We start from the raw sequence: 19,681 nt of genomic DNA, 5'->3' as shown, positions 1-19,681 counted from the left end.
GCAGTCTCCGCAAGAGGTTAAGCGCGCAACCGCTCGTTCTCGGGATCCCAGAGCGGTTGATCCTGCTCTACCACAGCGCGGCACTTTTGGCCGTAGATTTCGACCTCAAGCTCGGTGCCGGGGTTGGCAAGCTCGGCCTTGATCATGCCCAGCGCGATGGATTTACCGACACGGTAACCCCAGGCGCCCGAAGTGGTTTCGCCCACGATTTGGTCGCCCTGCCAGATGCACGACATGTACGGCGCGTCGCAATCGCCCGCATCAACCGTCAGAGTGACAAAGGCTTTTTTCACGCCCTGCTGCTTTTCGTTCAGAATTGCAGCCTTGCCCGGGAAGTCTTGTGGTTTGTCCAGTTTAACGAACCGCTCCAATCCGCCTTCGAGCAGCGAGTAGTCGGTCGACAGGTCGCCCTTCCATGCGCGGTAACCCTTTTCGATACGCAGCGAGTTCAGGGCGTACATGCCGAACGGTTTGGCCCCGGCATCGATGATCGCGTCATAGATCGCAGGCATATGCTCATTCAGGGCATGAACTTCCCATCCCAGCTCACCAGCGAAGGAGACGCGGATCAGATAGGCAGGCTGGCCTGCAACAGTGGCCGATTGGTGGGTCAACCAACCCGAGGTCAGATCCGCATCCGTCATAGTCGACAGGATATCGCGCGATTTCGGGCCGGTGACGATCAGCGTGTCACGTGTCGTGGTGACGTCCTCAATCGAAACGCTGGCAGGCATCGCGTTCATCAGGATGTCGCGGTCATGCCATTGAGCTGTTGCGGCGGTGATCATGACAAACTCATCCTCACCCAGACGGATGCAAGACATCTCGGTCAGAATGCGACCACGGTCGTCAGAGACGTAGATGAGGTTCATCCGGCCGACCTTTGGCAACCCACCGGTTGCGAGGCCGCGCAGCGCCTCAGCGGCGCCCTCTCCCTTGACCATGAAGCGCGAGAAGCCTGGCAGATCTAGTACGCCACAATGGTCTCGCACGGCCTCGCATTCTTCTTGGATCCGCTGCTCCCACGGGCCGGAGCGACCCCAGGTATGGGTCGCCTCAAGCGACGTGTCATCGCCCGGTTTGGCGAACCAGTTGGCCCGCTCCCATCCGTTATAGGCACCCATCACGCCGCCCAGCGCTTTGACCTTGTCATGCACCGGCGACAGTTTCTTGTCGCGCGCCGCAGGCCATTCGTGATGAGGGAAGTGCATGGCGTATTCATTGCCATAAACCTCCAGACCTTTCTGGTTGCAGTAGTCCTGATCTGTGTAGTCGGTGTAGCGGCGCGGATCGACGGCCCACATATCCCACTCGGTCGCACCATCGACGATCCATTCGGCCAGCACCTTGCCTGCACCACCACCTTGCGCGATGCCGAAGGTGAATGTGTGCGCCTCGAACGCGTTTTTGACGCCCGGCATCGGACCGATCAGCGGCAGACCATCCGGTGCGTAGGGGATCGGGCCGTTGATCACACGACCAACACCCGAAGTTGCCATCAGCGGCACCCGCTCCATTGCGTCGGTCACAATGTCTTCGATTCGATCCAGATCGTCATTCCACAGCTGGAACGAGAAATCGTCGGGCATCGGGTCATCTTCAGTCATCCAATGGCCCTTGCAGTTGGGCTCATACGGGCCGAGGTTGAAGCCGTGCTTCTCCTGACGCAAGTAGTAAGAGATATCCACATCTCGCAGGAGCGGCAGCTTCTTGCCCCCATTTTCCTTGGACCAAGCTTCAACCTCGGGGATTTCATCGGTCAGTAGGTACTGGTGGCTCATGACCATCGCGGGCACCGTGCGGCCGCCGAAAGGCTTGAACCACTCACCCACACGCTGCGCATAGTAACCGGCAGCATTGACCACGTAGTCACAGGCGATATCGCCCTGATCTGTGTGAACGGTCCATGTGCCGTCATCATGCTGGGTGACGCCAGTCGCCGGGCAGAAGCGGATGATCTTCTGGCCCATGTCCCGGGCACCTTTGGCCAATGCCTGTGTCAACTGCGCCGGGTCGATATCGCCGTCGGTCGGGTCATACAGCACACCTTCAAGATCGTGCGTCTCCAGGAATGGATAGCGCTCCTTGGCCTCTTCCGGAGTCCACATCTCCATCGGGATGCCCTGATACAGGCCCATCGACATCGCCCGCTCGAACTCCTGCATCCGCTCTTTGCTGTGCGCCAGACGGATCGAGCCGGACTGGTGATAGTTCATTGGGTAATCAACCTCTTCGCCCAGCCGTGCGTATAACTCGGTCGAATAGCGCTGCATGTTCATGATTGCCCACGAGGTCGAGAAGGTCGGAACGTTACCCGCCGCGTGCCAGGTCGAACCTGCAGTCAGTTCGTTCTTTTCCAGCAGAACGCAGTCGGTCCAGCCTTTCTTGGCCAGATGGTACAGCGAGGAGGCCCCCACTACACCGCCACCGATAATCACCACGCGGGCTTTTGTCGGAAAATCGCTCATTGGTTTTGATCCTTGTTACTGTGCCCTTTGGGGCAGATCGTCCGTGATGTCGTAGTAATCGCCCTTGTCGGCGACAAAGATATGCTTCGAGAGCGTAAGACCCGTGGGTTCGCTGAGCGCGCCCATGGAGATTGAAATCATGTCCTCGTCATTGTGTTGCCAGAAGAGGAATGACCCGCATGTCCGGCAAAAACCGCGGCGAGCGGTATCTGAGGCCCGGAACCAAGTCAGCGTGTCGCTTGCGGTAAAGCTCAGGTTGTCCTGATGAGTCGAGGTTGAAGCCCAGACATGGCCGGACTGTTTGCGGCATTGGCCGCAATGGCAGGCCGAAGGCGGCGACAGCTCTCCGTCAATCGTGAACGCGACCGCGCCGCAGAGGCAAGAACCGTTGTGCATGTGATTACCCCCTCGCTGCTGGCGTGGAGCTGGCACCCAGCAACACGCCATAGATGATAAAACAAGCGGCCATGACGCGGCGCACCCAGGTGTTGAACACCGCACCCAGCGCCGCCTTGCCCATAAGCGCCCCCAGCAGGGTAAAGCCGGTATAGCTGAGCGTGGTGATGATCAGCGCCGTTGGCATGAGGACGACCATCTGCTGCCAGATGGGCACATCCGGCTGTACGAACTGTGAAAAGGCAGCGAGGTATCCTGCCACGCTTTTGGGATTGATCGTCGCGACCGCCAGTGCGTGCAGATAAACATGCCGCGCTGGGCGTTCGCTTGCCGGGGCCGGGCGCGTGGCATTCATCCAGCCGCGGACGCCGATCCAAATCAGGAACCCGGCACCCACCAGTTTCGCGATAAAGAACCCGGTCGGGGATGCAGCGATCAGTGCCGTTACGCCCAGCGCCGACAGGATCAGAAATACGCTGGCCTGTGTAAGGATCGCCAGTACCCCCAGCATCGCTTTGGGAAACGGCAGGCTCATACCGTTTGAAATGCAATTGACCGCATTCGGACCCGGAGTAGTGACGAACACCACCCAGAACAGCGCGAATATGGTCCAGGCCTCAAAACTCATCAGTACACCGGCGGCGCAATGACCCAGATCGCCACGGCGGGCTCATCATAGGGGTTCGCCCACTGATAGGGTTCATGTTTGATCCGAAAACTGTCGCCGGGACCGACCGAAAACTGGCGGCCTCCGATATTCAGTTCCAACCGCCCCGACACCATGTACCCGACCTCCTGTGTCGGCCGATTGGCCGGAGTTTGCATTTTCGAACGAGGCTTGAACGTCGAATGCACCATCTCGAAATCATCGGTCAGATCGGGCGACAGCAGCTCTTCGATCAGGCCTTCCTCGCCGGAACCCATCGGACGGCGCGTACCGGCGCGCACCACGTAGCCTTGCTCGTCAGCCGGTGACGAGGAATGGGCGAACAGCATCGACATCGGCACACCCAGACATTCGGCAATTTGGCGAAGGTCCGAAATCGACGGATCGGACATGTCGCGCTCGACCTGGCTGAGCCAGCCAACAGAACGACCCAGACGCGCTGCAATCTCGGTCAGGGTCAGCCCACGCGCTTTGCGCAAAGCCCGAAGGTCGGCTCCGAGAGTGGCGCTATGCGGGGCTTGGCTGTTCATTGAACGCTCCAGGGTTTTCGTGAAATTTTCTCCTCGTTTTTCACGATGCATTGATTCTGTGAAAAAACCAAGGATTTTTTCACTTGGGTACGGCGCTCAGTTTGGCTATCCGTCGGGTATGTGGATTGCGGTGATATATCTATGGATCATTAACGGGCTGACATTGCTTGTTTTTGGCTGGGACAAGCTGCGTGCGGGTCGCCGAAAACGGCGCGTCCCCGAGCGGAAACTGTTGTGGCTTGCTGTGCTGGGCGGCAGTCCCGGCGCGGTTCTGGGACGTTGGATGTTCAGGCACAAAACGCGCAAGCGCCTGTTTTCATATTACCTTTTCGGAATATTAGGGGCCCAATCTGTAGTGGCCTCTGTGCTGGTCACTCAAACCTTGCCCGGCCTCAAGTGACGAGAAATTGCCGCGATAGATAACACACTAACCAAATTGAAAACTGTCTGTTACAATCCGACTTGATCTTAAAGCAAAGATTTCTTTCGCATTAGCAAAGGGTTGTATGACAAATGGACAACGGCATCGGATTCTTCGACATAATGTGGTCGATCTTTTGGTTATTCCTGATGGTGGCCTGGTTCTGGGTGATGATTTCGGTTGTTGCCGATGTCTTTCGCTCAAAAGACCTGAGCGGGGGCGGCAAAGCGGTTTGGATCGCTTTTGTGATTCTGATCCCATGGCTGGGCGTTCTGGCCTATCTGATCCTCCGCGGCGACCGGATGCATCAGCACAATGTCGAGGCCATGGAACAGATCGAAAAGGCGCAAAAGGATTACATCCGATCAGTTGCGACCGTGTCAGCGGCGGACGAGTTGGAACGCCTCGCCGCGCTCAAGGAAAAAGGTGTTTTGACGGACGAAGAGTTTGCGGCGCAAAAAGCCAAACTGCTTGCGTCCTGACCTTTTCGCGTAGTGTTGGAACATTCTGGCCGGGGCATGCCCCGGCCATTTCTATTTCGCAAAAACGCTGGTCAGAATTTCACTTAACTGACCCGCATCTGTTTCAGTGAAGGCATCGGGCTGGTCGCTGTCGATATCGAATACCGCTATGACGTCACCTGCAGCGTTGCGCACAGGCAAAACCAACTCGGACCGTGTGGAGGATGCACAGGCTATATGACCCGGGAAAGCCTCCACATCCGGCACAAGCTGCACCTCACCCGTACGCGCTGCCGCACCGCACACGCCCCGTTCGAACGAGATCACCAGGCAACCGTGCCCGCCCTGATAGGGGCCGATCTTCAACACTCCGGGCTCCGTGACCCGGTAAAAGCCCGTCCAGTCGAACCGGTCGTCGGCGTGGTGCACCTCGCAGGCGATCGTGGCCATCAGGGCCACATCATCGGTTTCCCCCTCGGTCAGGGCCGCAATGGTTTTGGCAAGTGTTTTGTAATCGGCGGTCATGGTCGCACCCTTGGCAAAAGTCTGCGCCGGAGTATTTGGAAAAAGGTGAAGCGTCAAACACGTTCGATGGCGATGGCCGTGCCTTCCCCACCACCGATGCAGATTGCCGCCACACCGCGTTTGAGGTTTCGTTTTTCCAGAGCGTTCAGCAAAGTAACCATGATCCGCGCGCCCGATGCGCCAATCGGGTGTCCCAACGCGCAGGCGCCGCCGTTCACGTTGACGATGTCACGGGGCAAACCCATCTCATGCATGAAGGCCATGGGGACCACTGCGAAGGCTTCGTTGACCTCCCACAGATCGACGTCATCTTTCGACCATCCGATGTTCGCCAGAAGTTTCTGCGCCGCCGGAACAGGTGCCGTCGTGAACAGCCCCGGAGCCTGCGCATGGCTGGCGTGGCCGACGATACGGGCGCGAACGGTCAGGCCTTTTGCTTCGGCCGCGTCCGCAGACGCCAGAACCAAAGCGGCCGCCCCGTCCGAGATTGAAGATGAATTCGCCGCAGTTACCGTGCCATCCTTTCGAAACGCCGGCTTTAGGGTCGGGATTTTTTCCGGCCGGGCCGAAAGCGGCTGTTCGTCCGCAGCCTGAGTAATCTCGCCTTTGCGCGTTCGAACGGTAACCGGAGTGATCTCATCCGCAAAGGCGCCGTTTTCTTGCGCGGCCAGCGCGTTCGAAAGGGACCGAAGCGCGTATTCATCCTGTGCCTCACGCGTGAACTGAAAGGCCTCGGCGCAGTCCTCGGCGAAAGTGCCCATCAGGCGGCCCTTGTCATAGGCATCTTCGAGACCGTCCAGAAACATGTGATCCATTGCTTGCGCATGTCCCAGCCGCGCACCGTCGCGCATTTTGGGCAGCAGGTAGGGCGCGTTCGTCATGCTCTCCATCCCGCCCGCGATCATTGTGTCCGCATGACCCAGAGCGATTTGATCGTAGGCCATCATAGCCGCCTTCATGCCCGATCCGCACATCTTGTTGAGCGTTGTGGCAGGCACCTCTTCGCCCAGACCAGCCGCAAACCCGGCTTGGCGTGCGGGCGCTTGCCCCTGCCCCGCAGGCAGGACACATCCCATCAGGACTTCGTCGACAGTTGTAGCACCTGCTCCCTCTAACGCGGCTTTGATCGCGACTCCGCCCAGATCGACGGCAGCCACCGAGTCGAACATCCCCTGAAATCCTCCCATCGGAGTACGCGCCGCACCGGCGATAACGACTTGTTTCATCTGGATGCTCCTCTTCTTTTCCCAAGAGATGGATACCGAATGGTAAGAATTGCCGTCTAGCGTATTTCTACGAGTGATTTTCAGTTTAGAGAACCGTCGCGCATGGCCCTTTCCAGTACAATTACAAACGCAACCCAAATCATCAAAGTGCATTCCGACCGGATCGATGCCGCTATGGCCATTCAGTTCAAGGAAGACATGCGCCACGAAGCTGAAGGCGGTGCGGAACGCGTGGTGCTGGATCTATCAGGTGTAGAATTCATCGACTCAAGTGGTCTGGGGGCCATCGTTGCCTCGATGAAACAACTTGGCAGTGGCCGAAGGCTTGACCTGGCCGGGCTGCACCCTTTTGTCGAAAAGGTCTTTCGGCTGACCCGCATGGATACGGTTTTCAAACTCTATCCGACTTTGGACGACGCGTTGGCGCCGTCGTCTAAATGAACTCGCTGACTGAATAGGCGCGACGCCCATGTGTAATCGGAACAGCTTGGATCTTAGCTTTGCCGCAACCGAGGCAGAGGCCAGCGCTGGCATTGCCCAACTCAGCAAAGGTTTGGAGGTGCAGGGTTTACCGCCACACAAGGCAGCCGACGTGAAAATCGCCTTGGCCGAGGCCATCAACAATGTGGTGGAACATGCCTATGCGGGTATCACTCCTGCGGAAGTCCAAGTGCATTGCCGGCTGCATCAAAATTGGCTGGACATCCTGATATCCGATACAGGCAATCCGCTGCCTGGGTTTCGCGTGCCTGATGAGGTTCCGGCGCCGCTGGGATCATCGATAGACGAACTGCCCGAAGGCGGGTTTGGCTGGTTCCTGATTCATAAATTAACGAGTGACATACGTTATGAGCGCAGCGACGGCTGTAACCGGTTGTCGCTGCGGTTCGATTTCCCGAGTCTTACGGCATGACCCAAAATGGTCACATTAAGGCCCCGTTCGCACCATTGCCGCGCCGCAAACAACGGGGAAAAAGATATCCGTAGCTCAGATAGCTTCCCTCGGCGCCACGTGTCACAGCCCCCACCCAGTGAACGGCGCCGAGGAACTTCTCCCTGATGTGACTAGACAATCCCTGACCGCGCTATACCTTCGGCGCGTTCAAAAGGGGAGGGCGAAGCTATGCGGGATTTTCACACTCCGGGTCGGTCCGAAGTTCTGGCAACCGAAGGAATGTGCGCCACATCGCATCCTCTGGCCGCACAGGTTGCGTTGAACATTCTTGCTCAAGGCGGAAATGCGATGGACGCGGCGATTGCAGGCGCTGTTCTGCTGGGCATCTGCGAACCTCAGATGACCGGGATCGGCGGCGACTGCTTTGTTTTGTTCAACCGCGCCGGTGAAGACCAAATCCGCGCCCTGAATGGATCTGGCCGCGCTCCAGCGGCCGCAAATCCGGAAGAACTGCGGGCAAAGGGGCTGAACGCTGTCCCCCTGAACACTCCCGATGCGGTGACCATCCCCGGGGCGGTCGATGCGTTTTGCCATTTGGCTGAAACGGAAGGCAAACTGGGTTTGGAGGCTATTTTGCAGCCTGCCATTCACTATGCCGATGTGGGCGTGCCGGTTGCACCCCGGGTCGCGTTCGATTGGAAAATCGGCGCGGAAACGTTGCAGGGCGCAGCCCGCTCGCACTACCTGATCGAAGACATAGCTCCGAACGTTGGGCAGATCTTTCGATCGCCCGGACAGGCCGAAGTCTTGCGGCAGATCGCGCGAAATGGGCGAGACGCGTTTTACTCAGGCGAAATCGCTCAGGACATGGTCGAGGCGTTGGTCGCGATAGGTGGCGTACATACGGCAGAGGATTTACTGGCCGCCAAGTGCACCGAAACGCAGCCCGTTAGCGGCACCTACAATGGGATCGACCTTGTCGAGCATCCCCCAAATGGTCAGGGCGCCACGGCGATCCTGCTCCTCAACATTCTGAAAAACTTCGACCTTTCCAGCCTTGACCCGCTTGGAGCCGAACTTATTCACCTCGAAGCTGAGGCTTCCAAGCTGGCTTATGACGCACGCAATCGGTTCATTGCTGACCCGGATCATACCACGCACGCTGAAAAATTCCTCGATCAGACGGTGGCGGATAGGCTCGCGGCCTTGATTGACCCCAAACGCGCCATGCCCGCAGCAGCCCCGTTATCCGAGTCTGTCCACAAGGACACGGTCTATATCACTGTCGTCGACCGGGACCGAATGGCCGTTTCGCTGATTTATTCTATTTTTCACAGCTTTGGCTCTGGCATTGCATCGAAAAAATACGGGATCCTGCTTCAGAACCGGGGCTCGGGCTTCAACCTGCAGCCTGGCCACCCGAATGAGTTGGGACCGGGCAAGCGCCCGATGCACACGATCATTCCCGGACTTCTCAAGCAAGATGGTCGCGTGTTGATGCCATTCGGCGTGATGGGCGGCGCGTTTCAACCGACCGGACACGCGCGCCTGTTGTCCAACCTCACGGATCACGGACTGGGATTGCAAGCCAGCATAGACGCACCTCGGGCCTTCGCCGATGGGGGCGTCCTAAAGCTGGAACGCGGAATTCCGCCCACAACATTGCAACAATTGTCCAATTTAGGCCACAACGTTCAAATCCCGGAAACACCTCTTGGTGGTGCCCAGGCAATCCGAATCCGTAGAGACGGCATTCTGGAGGGGGCCAGTGACCCCCGAAAAGATGGTTGTGCGCTTGGGTACTAACGGCCAAAACGGCGCGTCAAAATAATCAGTTCAAATTAAAGTGAAGCGGGTACGCACCATTCTCGAAAGGACCGAACATGTCAGGAATATCAGGATGCTCAACCGGTTCCCCGGATTGATCTGCAACCAGATTTTGTTCTGAAACATAAGCCACATAGAAGGATTGGTCGTTCTCTGCGAGCAGATGATAAAACGGCTGATCCTTAATGGGGCGGCTGTCCTCGGGAATGGCCTGATACCACTCTTCAGTATTGGAAAATTCAGGATCCACGTCAAAAATCACCCCTCGGAAGGGATGTTTCTTATGGCGGACCACCTGACCCAGGCGGTACTTGGCATGTGTCTTTAACATTTCTCAGCCCCCAGAGATCTTACTACCTCTTTCCGGGCCGAAATGCCATTCATTGATCCGAAATTAAAGGAAACAGTCTGTGAACCTCTTACTGACAGTGTTCGAAATCGTGGCTCCGGTCTTCCTTTTGGCAGGTGTCGGATTCACCTGGGTCAAGCTTGGTTTTGAGTACCGGCTCGAGTTCGTAACACGCCTTGCAGTGACCCTTGCGGTGCCCAGTCTGATCTTTGTGGCGCTGATGCAAACCGAGATTCCGGCGGGCGAGCTGACCCGCTTCACGCTCGCCGCGATTGCAAGCCATGCCGGGCTGGCCGTGGCCTTTGGAGTTTTCGTTCGGTTCAGCGGATTGGACCGCAGAACATATCTCGCGCCACTGATCTTTGGGAATACCGGCAATCTGGGCCTGCCTTTGTGTATTTTTGCTTTTGGGCAGGCCGGTCTGGGCTTTGCGGTCATTTTTCTGGCCGTTACTGCGCTCTTTTCCTTCACTTACGGCATCTATCTGGTCGCCGGACGGGGCGCTTTTGGAAAGGTCGCACGCGAACCGATGGTTTGGGCTACCCTGCTTGGCGCCCTGTTTCTGTGGCGTGACTGGGAAACGCCCCTGTTTTTGACGAACACTCTTGAACTACTTGGCCAGATGGCAATCCCGATGATGCTGATCACGGTCGGGGTCGCGATAGCGCGGTTAACGACACGCAAACTGGGGCAAGCGATCTGGTTGTCGGCCCTGAAACTGATTGTCTGCTTTTGCCTTGGATGGGTGATTGCCCACGCCTTTGATCTGGATGCAATCGCGTTTGGCGTGCTGGTCTTGCAGATGTGCACACCGGTCGCCGTCACCTCATACCTGTTGGCCGAGCGGTTTGATGCCGATGCGGACGCTGTCGCCGGGATGGTCATGGTCTCAACAGTGTTGTCCGTGGGCGCTTTGCCTCTAATTCTAGCTATTGTTTTGTAACGATTGTGATTTCCTAAATCCTCAATCTACGCTAGAATAAAGAAAAAAGGCGCGAGGCACATGAGCAGAATTCTATTCGTACTCTTCGGGGTGCTGCTTTTGGCATCCTGTGGCGGTGGATCCAAACAGCCGCCAAGCAGATTGAACGACGCGTGCAGCATTGCGCGCGAAAGGCCTGACTATATCAAGGCGTTTAAAAGCACCGAACGGAAGTGGGGCGTGCCCATTCACGTTCAGATGGCGACGATCTATCAGGAAAGTCGCTACAAGCACGATGCACGCACACCGCATAAGTATGTGTTGGGCGTGATCCCAATGGGGCGTCAAAGCAGTGCTTATGGTTTCAGTCAAGCGCTGGACGGAACTTGGGACGAATACCAAAAGGAAACGGGCAAACGCCGCGCCAAGCGGGACCGCATTCGCGACGCGTCAGATTTCATCGGCTGGTACATGAACAAAAGCTATGAACGGAACGGCATTCACCCCAGCGACACGCGCAACCAGTATTTGGCCTATCACGAAGGGCACACGGGCTACGCCCGCGGCAGCCACTACGGCAAATCCTGGCTGTTGAATGTCGCTAACGATGTGGATGCGCGCGCCAAACTCTATCAGGCGCAATTGGCTAGCTGCCGTTACTAAAAAACCAGCGGGTCAGCGATTGCTTGACCCGCTTCTTTTCGAACTTGAAAACAAACTGTTGTTTAGGTTTCCGCCTGTTTTCAACTGGCCCAGCAACACGGTTGTCTGGCTGCCTGCATTGTCGTGAATAACCCATTTGCGCAGCTCAACCGGATCGCCGGTGAACATCAATTCAATCCGTCCTGATTCAGGGTTTTTCGGGTCCTGCGCCGTGACGACCGTGGCGGTGCCGTCGAAATCATGCCCGACAACCATATTGGCCTGCCCAAGGTTGACGTTCCGCGCCAGCACCAGCGACAACGGCGTCCGTTTCAGCGGATACTGTTCGGGCGGCTGGTTTGATTTTGGGTCAAAAACCTGAACCGTTCCAGCGCGCGCCAGAACAACCGCGCTGTTGGGCGGATCGTATTCGAACCGCATCTTCCCGGGCCGCTCAATCCATAGCTTTCCGGTGCTGAGCGAGCCGTCATCGTTGACCTGAGTGAACGTGGTCTCAACGGTCTTGAGACCGTTCAGATAGTTGGAGATTTGCGACAGCGGCAGCTTATCAGCCGCCCAGGCCGCAGGTGCGGCCAGTGTCAGGACAAGGGCAAAGGCAATCTGTTTCATAAGCCATCAGATAAGTGCTTTGCCCTTGTTATTAAATATCCTACTGCTCAGGGACGAGGATTTCCCGCTTACCGACGTGATTTGCAGCCGAAACAACGCCTTCGTCTTCCATTTGCTCAACAAGCCGCGCAGCTTTGTTGTAGCCAATGGCAAGTTTCCGCTGGATGTATGAGGTCGAGCATTTGCGGTCCTTGATCACAATTGCAACCGCCTGATCGTACAAGGCGTCCTCTCCGTTGGTGTTACCACCGGTGTTCAGGCCCAGAACGGCGTCGATATTGTCAGCCTTTTCCTCAGCCGGGCCATCGACCACTCCGCTCATGTAGTCAGGCGGACCGAACTGTTTCAGGTGGTTGACGATTTCCTCGACCTCTTCATCCGAAACGAACGGACCGTGGCAGCGCGTGATCTTGGCGCCACCGGCCATGTAGAGCATATCGCCCTGCCCCAGCAGTTGCTCGGCGCCCATTTCGCCAAGGATGGTACGGCTGTCGACTTTGGACGTCACCTGGAACGAAATCCGCGTCGGGAAGTTCGCCTTGATCGTACCGGTGATCACATCGACCGACGGGCGCTGCGTGGCCATGATCAGGTGGATGCCCGAGGCCCGCGCCATTTGCGCCAGACGTTGGATGCAGGCCTCAATCTCCTTGCCCGCAACCATCATCAGGTCGGCCATCTCGTCAACGATGACAACGATATAGGGCATTGCTTCAGGTGCGAATTCCTCAGTCTCGAACGTTGGTTCGCCGGTTTCGTCATCAAAACCGGTCTGCACCGTGCGGCTGAACATCTCGCCCTTGCCTAGGGCATCCTTCACGCGCCCGTTGTAGCCAGCGATGTTGCGGACGCCCATCTTGGACATCTTGCGATAGCGGTCTTCCATCTCACCCACGACCCATTTCAGGGCCACGACCGCTTTTTTCGGGTCAGTCACAACGGGTGAGAGCAGATGTGGGATACCGTCATAAACCGACAGTTCCAGCATTTTGGGGTCGATCATGATCAGGCGGCATTCGTCCGGCGTCAGCTTATACAGCAGCGACAGGATCATCGTGTTGATCGCCACCGATTTACCGGAACCAGTCGTACCCGCGATCAGCAGGTGAGGCATCTTGGCCAGGTTCGCCACGACCGATTCACCACCGATGTCTTTGCCTAGTGCCAAAGGCAGCGCATGGTTGCCGTCCCCGAAGTCGCGGCTGGCGAGGATTTCGCGCAGCACCACCATCTCGCGGTTTTCGTTCGGCAGTTCGATGCCAATCACGGACCGTCCGGGCAGGGTCGAAACCCGTGCCGACAATGCAGACATCGAGCGCGCAATATCGTCCGCCAGACCGATCACGCGGCTGGCTTTCAGACCGGGAGCTGGTTCCAATTCATACATGGTGACAACCGGACCAGGGCGGACGCTGACGATTTCACCCTTTACACCGTAATCGTCCAGCACGTTTTCCAGCATCCGGGCGTTTTCTTCCAGCGCCTCGTCACTGAGGTGGTGGCGTTGAATGCTGTCAGGGTTTGACAATAGGCTAAGCGGTGGAAGCTCAAAGTCCGAATGCCGATCCTCAAAGGACAACGCGGGCTGTGCCTCGGCCTGTGCACGGCGCGAAGGCGGAGGCGCACGGCGCACAGGTTGTGCGACCACGGGTTTGCGTGGCTCAGCCACCGGAATTTTCATCGCGGGGCGCAGTTGTGGCGCGGGTTCAGGAGCATCCTCGAACACGGCCTCATCTTCGAATTCCGGCTCGGGCGCAAAATCCTGATGCAGTGGCTCTTGCTGCCATTCCGGCGCAGGCTCCGCCGTCAGCATCGGTTCAGGCGGCAGACCGGCCGAAGTCATCGGCGGCTCGGGCGGCAGTTCTTCCCCGCCTCTGGGGTTCAGGATCAGCGGGTCGGGACCCCGGCCGCGTCCTTTGGTCAGCGGTAGGTTCGGATCGAGCTCTGGTGCCATCTCACCGGTGGCCACTTTGCGGTTGCGCACAGCTGCGGAAATCTTGGAGCGGATGCGATCCTCACCCGGCATTTCATCAAACCCGACGATGGGTTCGGGGTCGACCAGTTCAGGTTCGGGCATCGGTTCGGGTCGGCGGATCAGGCTGGGCATCCGCGCCAGCAGACCGGTCTTGGCAGGTTCGGGTTCGTCAAATTCCGGTTCTTCAAACACCGGATCAGCATATGCCAAATCGTCATCAAACATGGCATCTGCGGCTTCGGCGCGGGCTGCTTTACGCTCCTCCCACTGAGCACGGCGGTCACGGGCGGCTTGCGCCGTCGCCGAGGCACTGCGACCCAACAGGTTCATCAACATGTCGTAAGACATCACGAGGCCCAGCAGGAATGCCCGCACCCCTTTGCGGACATCCGTTTTGGTAAAGCCCAACACAAATACGCCCAGCGCCAGCATCCCGGCAGCCATCGCCAGTGACATCAACTTAACCAGGAAATGCGAGGAGATTGGCAGCAGTGTCAGCAAGGCCCCCATAACGGTGTCACCAAACAGACCGCCTAAACCAAAGCTATGGGTCGCGCGCCATGCCTCGCCCGGCACCAAGGTTGCAGCGTAGACCGAGACGACCGAAATCCAGATCGGGGCAAAAATCAGACGGGCCACCGCGCGTTCCTCGCCGAAATGCCCGGCAAAGCGCACTCCCCAGCCGATCAGCACCAGAGCAATGCTCCAGCTGCCCCATCCAACAATCATGAACAGCGGCGCAGCGATCGAAGCGCCAATTCGCCCCATCCAGTTCTGCACCGGCGCGTCGGTCGACACCATCCAGTTCGGATCATCCGGCGTGTAGGACCAAATCATCGCGGCCGACGCCAGCCCCAGCAGGATCAATGCGATCCCTATCAGTTCCTTGCTGCGCCGTTCGATAGCGGCCTGAGTCGTGCTGTCCAGCAATGGATCGCGGTTGCGCGCGTTATATGATGCCATTTTGCCCTCGTACCTCACGAATAGATGCAGTCTCGGAGCGTGATCAGCCCCTGCCGCAACTCTGTTTTTGGGGCCACCATTGCGACCCGGATAAATTGCTCGCCCGGGTTTTGCCCCGGATCACCTTGAGAAAGATATGCGCCCGGCAGAACCCGTACGCCGGTCTCCTGCCACAGCTTCAATGCGGTTTCCTCGCCGTTCTCGACCGGCAGCCACAGGAAAAACCCGGCTTCGGGCGGCATGTAACCCTGCACATCGGCGAAAACCTCATCCGCGATGGTGTACTTTTTCTGATAGAGCGCACGATTTTCGATGACATGCACTTCATCTGCCCAAACTTGCGCGGCAGCAGCCTGCAACGGCAGCGGCAATGGCGCTCCGGCGTAGTTCCGCAGCTGCTTGACCCGTTTGATGGTTTCCGGCCCCCCTGCGATCAGGCCAGAACGTAGCCCGGCCAGATTGGATCGCTTGGACAGTGAGTTGAACAGGGTAATCCGTTCCGGGTCTGCGCCTAGTTCCTGTGCAACCGTCAGTACGCCCGTTGGTGCATCATCGCGGTAGATTTCCGAATAACACTCATCCGCGAAGATGCGGAAATCATAGGTCTCGGCCAGTTGGATCAGTTCAGCCCAGTAATCGCGAGAGGCCACAGCCCCCTGCGGATTCGCTGGCGAACAGATATAGGCCGCGACCGTCCGGTTTAGGACGTCCTTGGGCAGCCCCGCGTAATCCGGCAAGTGGCCTGTGGTAGCGGTGGCGGGCACAAAAACCGGCTCAGCCCGAACCGACAGCGAAGCCACCATGTAAACCTGATAGAACGGGTTCGGGCACAGAATAACGGGCTTTTCACCGTTCTTCTGTTCGGGACACAGCGCCATGGCCGCGTTGTACAACCCTTCGCGGGTGCCATTCAGGGCCATTACATTGGTGTCGGGGTCCATCTTCACGCCATAGCGACGGTTGATCCAGCCAGTGATCGCCGACCGCAGCTCGGGTGAACCCTCGTTGGGTGGATAGCCCTGAAACCCGGCCGCGTTTGCCATGATCACGTCGGGCACCCATTTCGGGAAGTCGTGCATCGGGGCGCCAATGGTCATGTGAATCACTTCGCCACCCGGCTGATGGTGATCCAACAGGGTGCGAAGACGCGGGAATGCATATTCCGGTAGGTTCGAAAACCGCTCGGGGAAATTCATAACTACTGCCTCAATACCGGGATCATTTTCGCCCCGTTTTTTAGGCAGACTACAGACCGCGCCCTGTTTCGTCCAGACAAAGAGACGGCGAATCAGGGGATTGTGGCATTCAGGCCAACGCTGCCTCGGCGGCCGATCCAAGCCGTAACAGAGCCTCTTCCGAACCCGGATAGCCCATCATCATCAGCCCGCAACCCGGCGTTCCGGTCGGCAGAGTCAGCGCCGTCAGCCCCATCAGGTTACCAATCCGTGTATTGCGCAGGGCCAGCAGGTTTTCGGTCACGTAGTACTCGTGATCCTTCATCAACCGGTCGAGATTCGGGGGCAAGATAGGCGCTGTCGGGGCCAGAACTGCATCGAATCCGGCGGTCGCGGCGTCCCACGCTGCACGGCTCGCCTTCAGCTTTGACCACGCGGCGATATAGTCAGCTCCGGTGGCGTTTCTGCCTGCGCGAAAACGTTCCAGAATCTCGGGGTACATGGCATCGGGATTGGCTTCGATCACATCGCGCCACAAACCGTAGGCTTCGGTGGTGTACAGAATGCCGGACAATGCCATAGCATCCTCAAGCTCTGGCACTTCCAGCGGCACGATCTCGGCCCCGGCCTCACGCAACCGCTCCACGGCATCATCGAACGCTTTGCGCGGTGCTTCCCGCAGATCGTCACGGGCCACGTTCTGAAGGTTGGCAAAGCGGCGACCCTTAAGGCTGGCACCACGCAAATCGGGCGGGCTGCTGCCCTCCAGCAAAGCAAGCATATGGGCTGCATCCTCAACCGAACGGGCCAGCGGTCCAACCGTATCGAACCGCAGACACAGGGGCACCGTTCCCTCAAGGCTCACGCGCCCTGCCGTCGTTTTCAACCCAACCAGATTGTTCCAGGCGGACGGAATCCGGACTGACCCGCCGGTATCCGACCCGATCCCGCAGGCCGCCAATCCCCAGGCCACCGAAGCGGCAGCACCGGAAGACGAGCCGCCAGACACGGAATCCTCGTCGTCTACGCAAGGTGGCGTTCCGGTGACCGGGTTCAGACCCAGCCCGGAAAAGGCCAGCTCGCTCATATGCGTCTTGCCCAAACAGACCGTTCCCATCGCTGTGGCATTGCGAACTACGACCGCGTCCATTTCAGGAACGCGACCTTTCAGCAAGGCCGACCCCGCCTCGGTCGCGGTACCCGCCGTATCGAACAGGTCCTTCCAGCTGATCGGTACACCATCCAGCAACGAGCGGCGCAACCCCAGTTTCGCCCTCTCCTGCGCGGCCAGAGCTTCGGCTCGTGCCCGGTCATGGGTGATGCGGGCATAGATTCTTTCCAGATGTGGATGCGCGTCGATGGCGGCCAGATAAGTCTCGGTCAACTCAACCGGGTCGATCTGCCCCATGCCAATACCCCGGCCCAGATCACACGCCGTCATGGTCAGCCAGTCCTGCATTCCCGCCCCCTTTGAAAAAATCGCCTTCACGGACGGTAGCGACAGGACTGCACATGGACAATCCCGAAAGGGCGCGCATATTGCAGCCCATGGAACACAGCTCGGATATCCTGATTGTAGGCGGCGGCCTGAACGGCCCGGCCCTGGCATTGGCACTGGCGCAAACGGGGCATTCCGTCACCGTGATCGACGCATTGGCGGAGAAAACGCGCAAGAGCGCCGCCTTTGACGGGCGTGCTTACGCGTTGGCGCTGGCCTCACAACGGCTGCTTGACGCGACTGGTGTCTGGGGTCGGATCGCCGAGCATGCCCAGCCCATGCTTGAGATAAAGGTGACCGATGGCCACGCCGGTGCCGGGCCATCCCCTTTCTTCATGCATTTCGATCATGCCGAGATCGAAGAAGGCCCGATGGGATATATGGTCGAAGATCGCCACCTGCGCCGCGCGTTCCTGGATGCGATGGCAGACGAAACAGGCATCAAGCAGATCAATGGCAAGACCGTAATCGCGCAGGACGCCGATGCGACCGGGGTCACTCTGACGCTTGATGACGGTTCACAGGTCACCGGAGGTCTGCTTGTCGGCTGCGATGGACGCCGCAGCGGAACAGCCGCACGCGCGGGGATCAAGCGCTCTGGTTGGGATTACGGTCAGACAGCGCTGGTCTGCGCCATCGAGCACGACCTGCCCCACCACGGAATCGCGCATCAGTTCTTTATGCCGCCCGGCCCATTGGCGATTCTGCCGCTGACCGGCAACCGCAGTTCAATCGTCTGGAGCGAGCGGACCGAGATGGCAAAACGCATTAACGCCATGTCCGAGGCGGATTACCTTCAGGTCCTGCGCCCGCGCTTCGGTGATTATCTGGGCGATATCCGCCTGCAGGGCGACCGGTTCACCTATCCGTTGAACCTGACCATCGCCAACTCTTTCATCGGCGACCGGATGGCACTGGTCGGAGACGCCGCACACGGGATGCACCCTATTGCCGGACAGGGGCTGAACGCTGGCCTTCGCGACGTCGGTGCGCTGGCCGAAGTTCTGACGCTGGCCGGGCGGCGGGGCGAGGATATCGGCTCGCTACTGGTGCTGGAACGCTACCAGGAATGGCGGAGGTTCGACACTGCCGCACTGGCCATGGCGACGGATGTATTCAACAAGCTGTTTTCCAACGACAACCCAATCCTGCGCTTAGGGCGCGACATCGGGATGGAGATTGTCGGCTCATTGCCCGGCCTGCGCCGAGGCTTTGTGCGCGAGGCCGCAGGACTGACCGGAGACCTGCCAAAACTGCTGCAGGGTCGCGCGATTTAATCCAGCTCGCGCGCTTCATCCACCAGCATCACTGGGATGCCGTTGCGGATGGGAAAAGCCAAACCGGCAGCCTTGGACACCAATTCCTGCTTTTCGGCGTCGTAGCGCAGCGTGGTATGTGTCTGCGGGCAGATCAGCGCCTCAAGCATGTGACGGTCAAAAGGGTGTTCGGCTTCGGTCATTGCAGTTTTTCCTCACTCGATCCGCCGCGCATGGCGAATTCGATCAGTGTTACAAGTGTCTCGCGGCGTGTGCGAAGGCAAGGCGCCTCAAGCAGCGCCTGTTTTTCTTCGGGGTCGAAATCCATAAGCATGGACAGAGAATTGACCAACAGCTCGTCATCTGCGTCCTTCAGAGTGTCCCAGTCCGTGGACAGCTGACGCGATGAAAAAAACCGTTCCAGCAGCATCAGGAAATTCGAGCGATCAAATCGGTCATCGTGTTCTGCCCTGCCAAGATCCCGGTCAAACCCGCCCCACGAAACAGAGCAACGCCGATACGGTGTAAAGGCGTCCAGTTCTGCCCGGATACGAAAACGCGAAATCCCGGTCAGCGTGATCAGATAGCGGCCATCTTCGGTTTCGGAAAACTGCGTCACGCGGCCCGCGCAACCAATCTGGTGCAGCTTGCCCTCGTTGCTCTGGCACGGGTTCGGCTGCACCATACCGATCAGACGCTCCTGCGTTTTCAGGGCGTCGTCCAGCATCTGAAGATAGCGCGGCTCAAAGATATGCAGCGGCAAGCGCGAGCGGGGCAGCAGCAGCGCCCCGGGCAATGGGAAAACGGATACCGTTTCCGGCAGATCAGCGGGATGCATCATGTACCCGAGTGTAG

21 protein-coding genes are annotated in these 19,681 nt (G+C 58.4%); 8 read left to right on the top strand and 13 right to left on the bottom strand.

Going from position 1 to position 19,681, the window contains the following annotated elements; genetic code table 11:
• Positions 1 to 17 precede the first annotated feature (17 nt).
• From ACR0AA_RS17330 to ACR0AA_RS17315, 4 genes are read right to left on the bottom strand one after another with little or no spacing between them, the layout of a single operon-like run.
• Entirely contained in the window at positions 18 to 2,468 is a 2,451-nt protein-coding gene (locus ACR0AA_RS17330; protein ID WP_480665175.1) for a GcvT family protein, read from the bottom strand.
• A gap of 15 nt (positions 2,469 to 2,483) precedes the next feature.
• Positions 2,484 to 2,864 carry a GFA family protein gene (locus tag ACR0AA_RS17325; protein ID WP_480665174.1) on the bottom strand — a complete coding sequence of 127 codons (381 nt, stop codon included), beginning with the start codon at positions 2,862 to 2,864 and terminating at the stop codon, positions 2,484 to 2,486.
• 4 nt (positions 2,865 to 2,868) lie between these two features.
• Positions 2,869 to 3,492 (bottom strand): LysE family translocator, encoded by a 624-nt coding sequence (locus ACR0AA_RS17320; RefSeq protein ID WP_480665173.1) that lies wholly within the window; start codon positions 3,490 to 3,492, stop codon positions 2,869 to 2,871.
• Entirely contained in the window at positions 3,492 to 4,061 is a 570-nt protein-coding gene (locus ACR0AA_RS17315; RefSeq protein WP_480756508.1) for a helix-turn-helix domain-containing protein, read from the bottom strand. Before ACR0AA_RS17315 ends, ACR0AA_RS17320 begins: the two co-directional genes overlap by 1 nt.
• A 58-nt stretch (positions 4,062 to 4,119) precedes the next feature.
• Here ACR0AA_RS17315 and ACR0AA_RS17310 point away from each other — a divergent pair, with 58 nt between their 5' ends.
• Both ACR0AA_RS17310 and ACR0AA_RS17305 read left to right on the top strand, forming a co-directional pair.
• Positions 4,120 to 4,461: a DUF1294 domain-containing protein gene (locus ACR0AA_RS17310; RefSeq protein WP_480756507.1), complete on the top strand. Its 342-nt coding sequence runs from the start codon at positions 4,120 to 4,122 to the stop codon at positions 4,459 to 4,461.
• 113 nt (positions 4,462 to 4,574) lie between these two features.
• Positions 4,575 to 4,964: an SHOCT domain-containing protein gene (locus tag ACR0AA_RS17305; protein WP_480665171.1), complete on the top strand. Its 390-nt coding sequence runs from the start codon at positions 4,575 to 4,577 to the stop codon at positions 4,962 to 4,964.
• A gap of 51 nt (positions 4,965 to 5,015) precedes the next feature.
• Here ACR0AA_RS17305 and ACR0AA_RS17300 read toward each other — a convergent pair whose 3' ends face one another.
• Both ACR0AA_RS17300 and ACR0AA_RS17295 read right to left on the bottom strand, forming a co-directional pair.
• A complete protein-coding gene (locus ACR0AA_RS17300) occupies positions 5,016 to 5,468 on the bottom strand; it encodes a GAF domain-containing protein (protein WP_480665170.1) in 453 nt (150 codons plus the stop codon).
• Between the two features lie 53 nt (positions 5,469 to 5,521).
• Complete coding sequence (locus tag ACR0AA_RS17295; protein ID WP_480665169.1) at positions 5,522 to 6,694, bottom strand: thiolase family protein; 1,173 nt, start codon at positions 6,692 to 6,694, stop codon at positions 5,522 to 5,524.
• 102 nt (positions 6,695 to 6,796) lie between these two features.
• Between ACR0AA_RS17295 and ACR0AA_RS17290 the strand changes: the two genes are divergently transcribed.
• From ACR0AA_RS17290 to ACR0AA_RS17280, 3 genes are all read left to right on the top strand, one after another.
• Positions 6,797 to 7,135, top strand: a complete 339-nt coding sequence (locus ACR0AA_RS17290; protein WP_480665168.1) for an STAS domain-containing protein — start codon at positions 6,797 to 6,799, stop codon at positions 7,133 to 7,135.
• A 28-nt stretch (positions 7,136 to 7,163) separates the two neighbouring features.
• Positions 7,164 to 7,607, top strand: coding sequence for an ATP-binding protein (locus ACR0AA_RS17285; protein WP_480665167.1), 444 nt, complete (start codon positions 7,164 to 7,166; stop codon positions 7,605 to 7,607).
• Between the two features lie 210 nt (positions 7,608 to 7,817).
• The gene (locus ACR0AA_RS17280) at positions 7,818 to 9,395 is read left to right on the top strand and encodes a gamma-glutamyltransferase family protein (RefSeq protein WP_480756506.1); all 1,578 of its coding nucleotides are present in this window, start codon (positions 7,818 to 7,820) and stop codon (positions 9,393 to 9,395) included.
• Between the two features lie 25 nt (positions 9,396 to 9,420).
• Here ACR0AA_RS17280 and hspQ read toward each other — a convergent pair whose 3' ends face one another.
• On the bottom strand, positions 9,421 to 9,747 hold the full coding sequence (gene hspQ, locus ACR0AA_RS17275; protein ID WP_239340877.1) for a heat shock protein HspQ: 327 nt from the start codon (positions 9,745 to 9,747) through the stop codon (positions 9,421 to 9,423).
• A 79-nt stretch (positions 9,748 to 9,826) separates the two neighbouring features.
• On the opposite strand from hspQ, the gene ACR0AA_RS17270 reads away from it, so the two are divergent.
• Both ACR0AA_RS17270 and ACR0AA_RS17265 read left to right on the top strand, forming a co-directional pair.
• Positions 9,827 to 10,708: an AEC family transporter gene (locus tag ACR0AA_RS17270; protein WP_480756505.1), complete on the top strand. Its 882-nt coding sequence runs from the start codon at positions 9,827 to 9,829 to the stop codon at positions 10,706 to 10,708.
• A 60-nt stretch (positions 10,709 to 10,768) separates the two neighbouring features.
• On the top strand, positions 10,769 to 11,350 hold the full coding sequence (locus tag ACR0AA_RS17265) for a transglycosylase SLT domain-containing protein (protein ID WP_480665164.1): 582 nt from the start codon (positions 10,769 to 10,771) through the stop codon (positions 11,348 to 11,350).
• Positions 11,351 to 11,362: 12 nt separating this feature from the next.
• Here ACR0AA_RS17265 and ACR0AA_RS17260 read toward each other — a convergent pair whose 3' ends face one another.
• The 4 genes from ACR0AA_RS17260 to ACR0AA_RS17245 all read right to left on the bottom strand — a co-directional run bounded on the left by ACR0AA_RS17260 (position 11,363) and on the right by ACR0AA_RS17245 (position 17,531).
• Positions 11,363 to 11,959, bottom strand: coding sequence for a LolA family protein (locus ACR0AA_RS17260; protein ID WP_480665163.1), 597 nt, complete (start codon positions 11,957 to 11,959; stop codon positions 11,363 to 11,365).
• Between the two features lie 40 nt (positions 11,960 to 11,999).
• On the bottom strand, positions 12,000 to 14,897 hold the full coding sequence (locus ACR0AA_RS17255; protein WP_480665162.1) for a DNA translocase FtsK: 2,898 nt from the start codon (positions 14,895 to 14,897) through the stop codon (positions 12,000 to 12,002).
• 14 nt (positions 14,898 to 14,911) lie between these two features.
• Positions 14,912 to 16,093, bottom strand: coding sequence for an aminotransferase class I/II-fold pyridoxal phosphate-dependent enzyme (locus ACR0AA_RS17250; protein ID WP_480665161.1), 1,182 nt, complete (start codon positions 16,091 to 16,093; stop codon positions 14,912 to 14,914).
• Positions 16,094 to 16,202: 109 nt separating this feature from the next.
• On the bottom strand, positions 16,203 to 17,531 hold the full coding sequence (locus tag ACR0AA_RS17245; protein ID WP_480665160.1) for an amidase: 1,329 nt from the start codon (positions 17,529 to 17,531) through the stop codon (positions 16,203 to 16,205).
• 53 nt (positions 17,532 to 17,584) lie between these two features.
• On the opposite strand from ACR0AA_RS17245, the gene ACR0AA_RS17240 reads away from it, so the two are divergent.
• The gene (locus ACR0AA_RS17240; RefSeq protein WP_480665159.1) at positions 17,585 to 18,847 is read left to right on the top strand and encodes an FAD-dependent monooxygenase; all 1,263 of its coding nucleotides are present in this window, start codon (positions 17,585 to 17,587) and stop codon (positions 18,845 to 18,847) included.
• Here ACR0AA_RS17240 and ACR0AA_RS17235 read toward each other — a convergent pair.
• Both ACR0AA_RS17235 and ACR0AA_RS17230 read right to left on the bottom strand, forming a co-directional pair.
• Entirely contained in the window at positions 18,844 to 19,029 is a 186-nt protein-coding gene (locus ACR0AA_RS17235) for a Trm112 family protein (protein WP_480756504.1), read from the bottom strand. The genes ACR0AA_RS17240 and ACR0AA_RS17235 overlap by 4 nt on opposite strands.
• The gene (locus tag ACR0AA_RS17230; RefSeq protein ID WP_480756503.1) at positions 19,026 to 19,667 is read right to left on the bottom strand and encodes an LON peptidase substrate-binding domain-containing protein; all 642 of its coding nucleotides are present in this window, start codon (positions 19,665 to 19,667) and stop codon (positions 19,026 to 19,028) included. The genes ACR0AA_RS17235 and ACR0AA_RS17230 overlap by 4 nt, the downstream gene beginning before the upstream one ends.
• Between the last annotated feature and the right edge of the window lie 14 nt (positions 19,668 to 19,681).

The sequence above is a fragment of the Ruegeria sp. CE8 genome (assembly GCF_056537465.1).
This window is presented reverse-complemented; position numbering and strand designations above follow the sequence as displayed.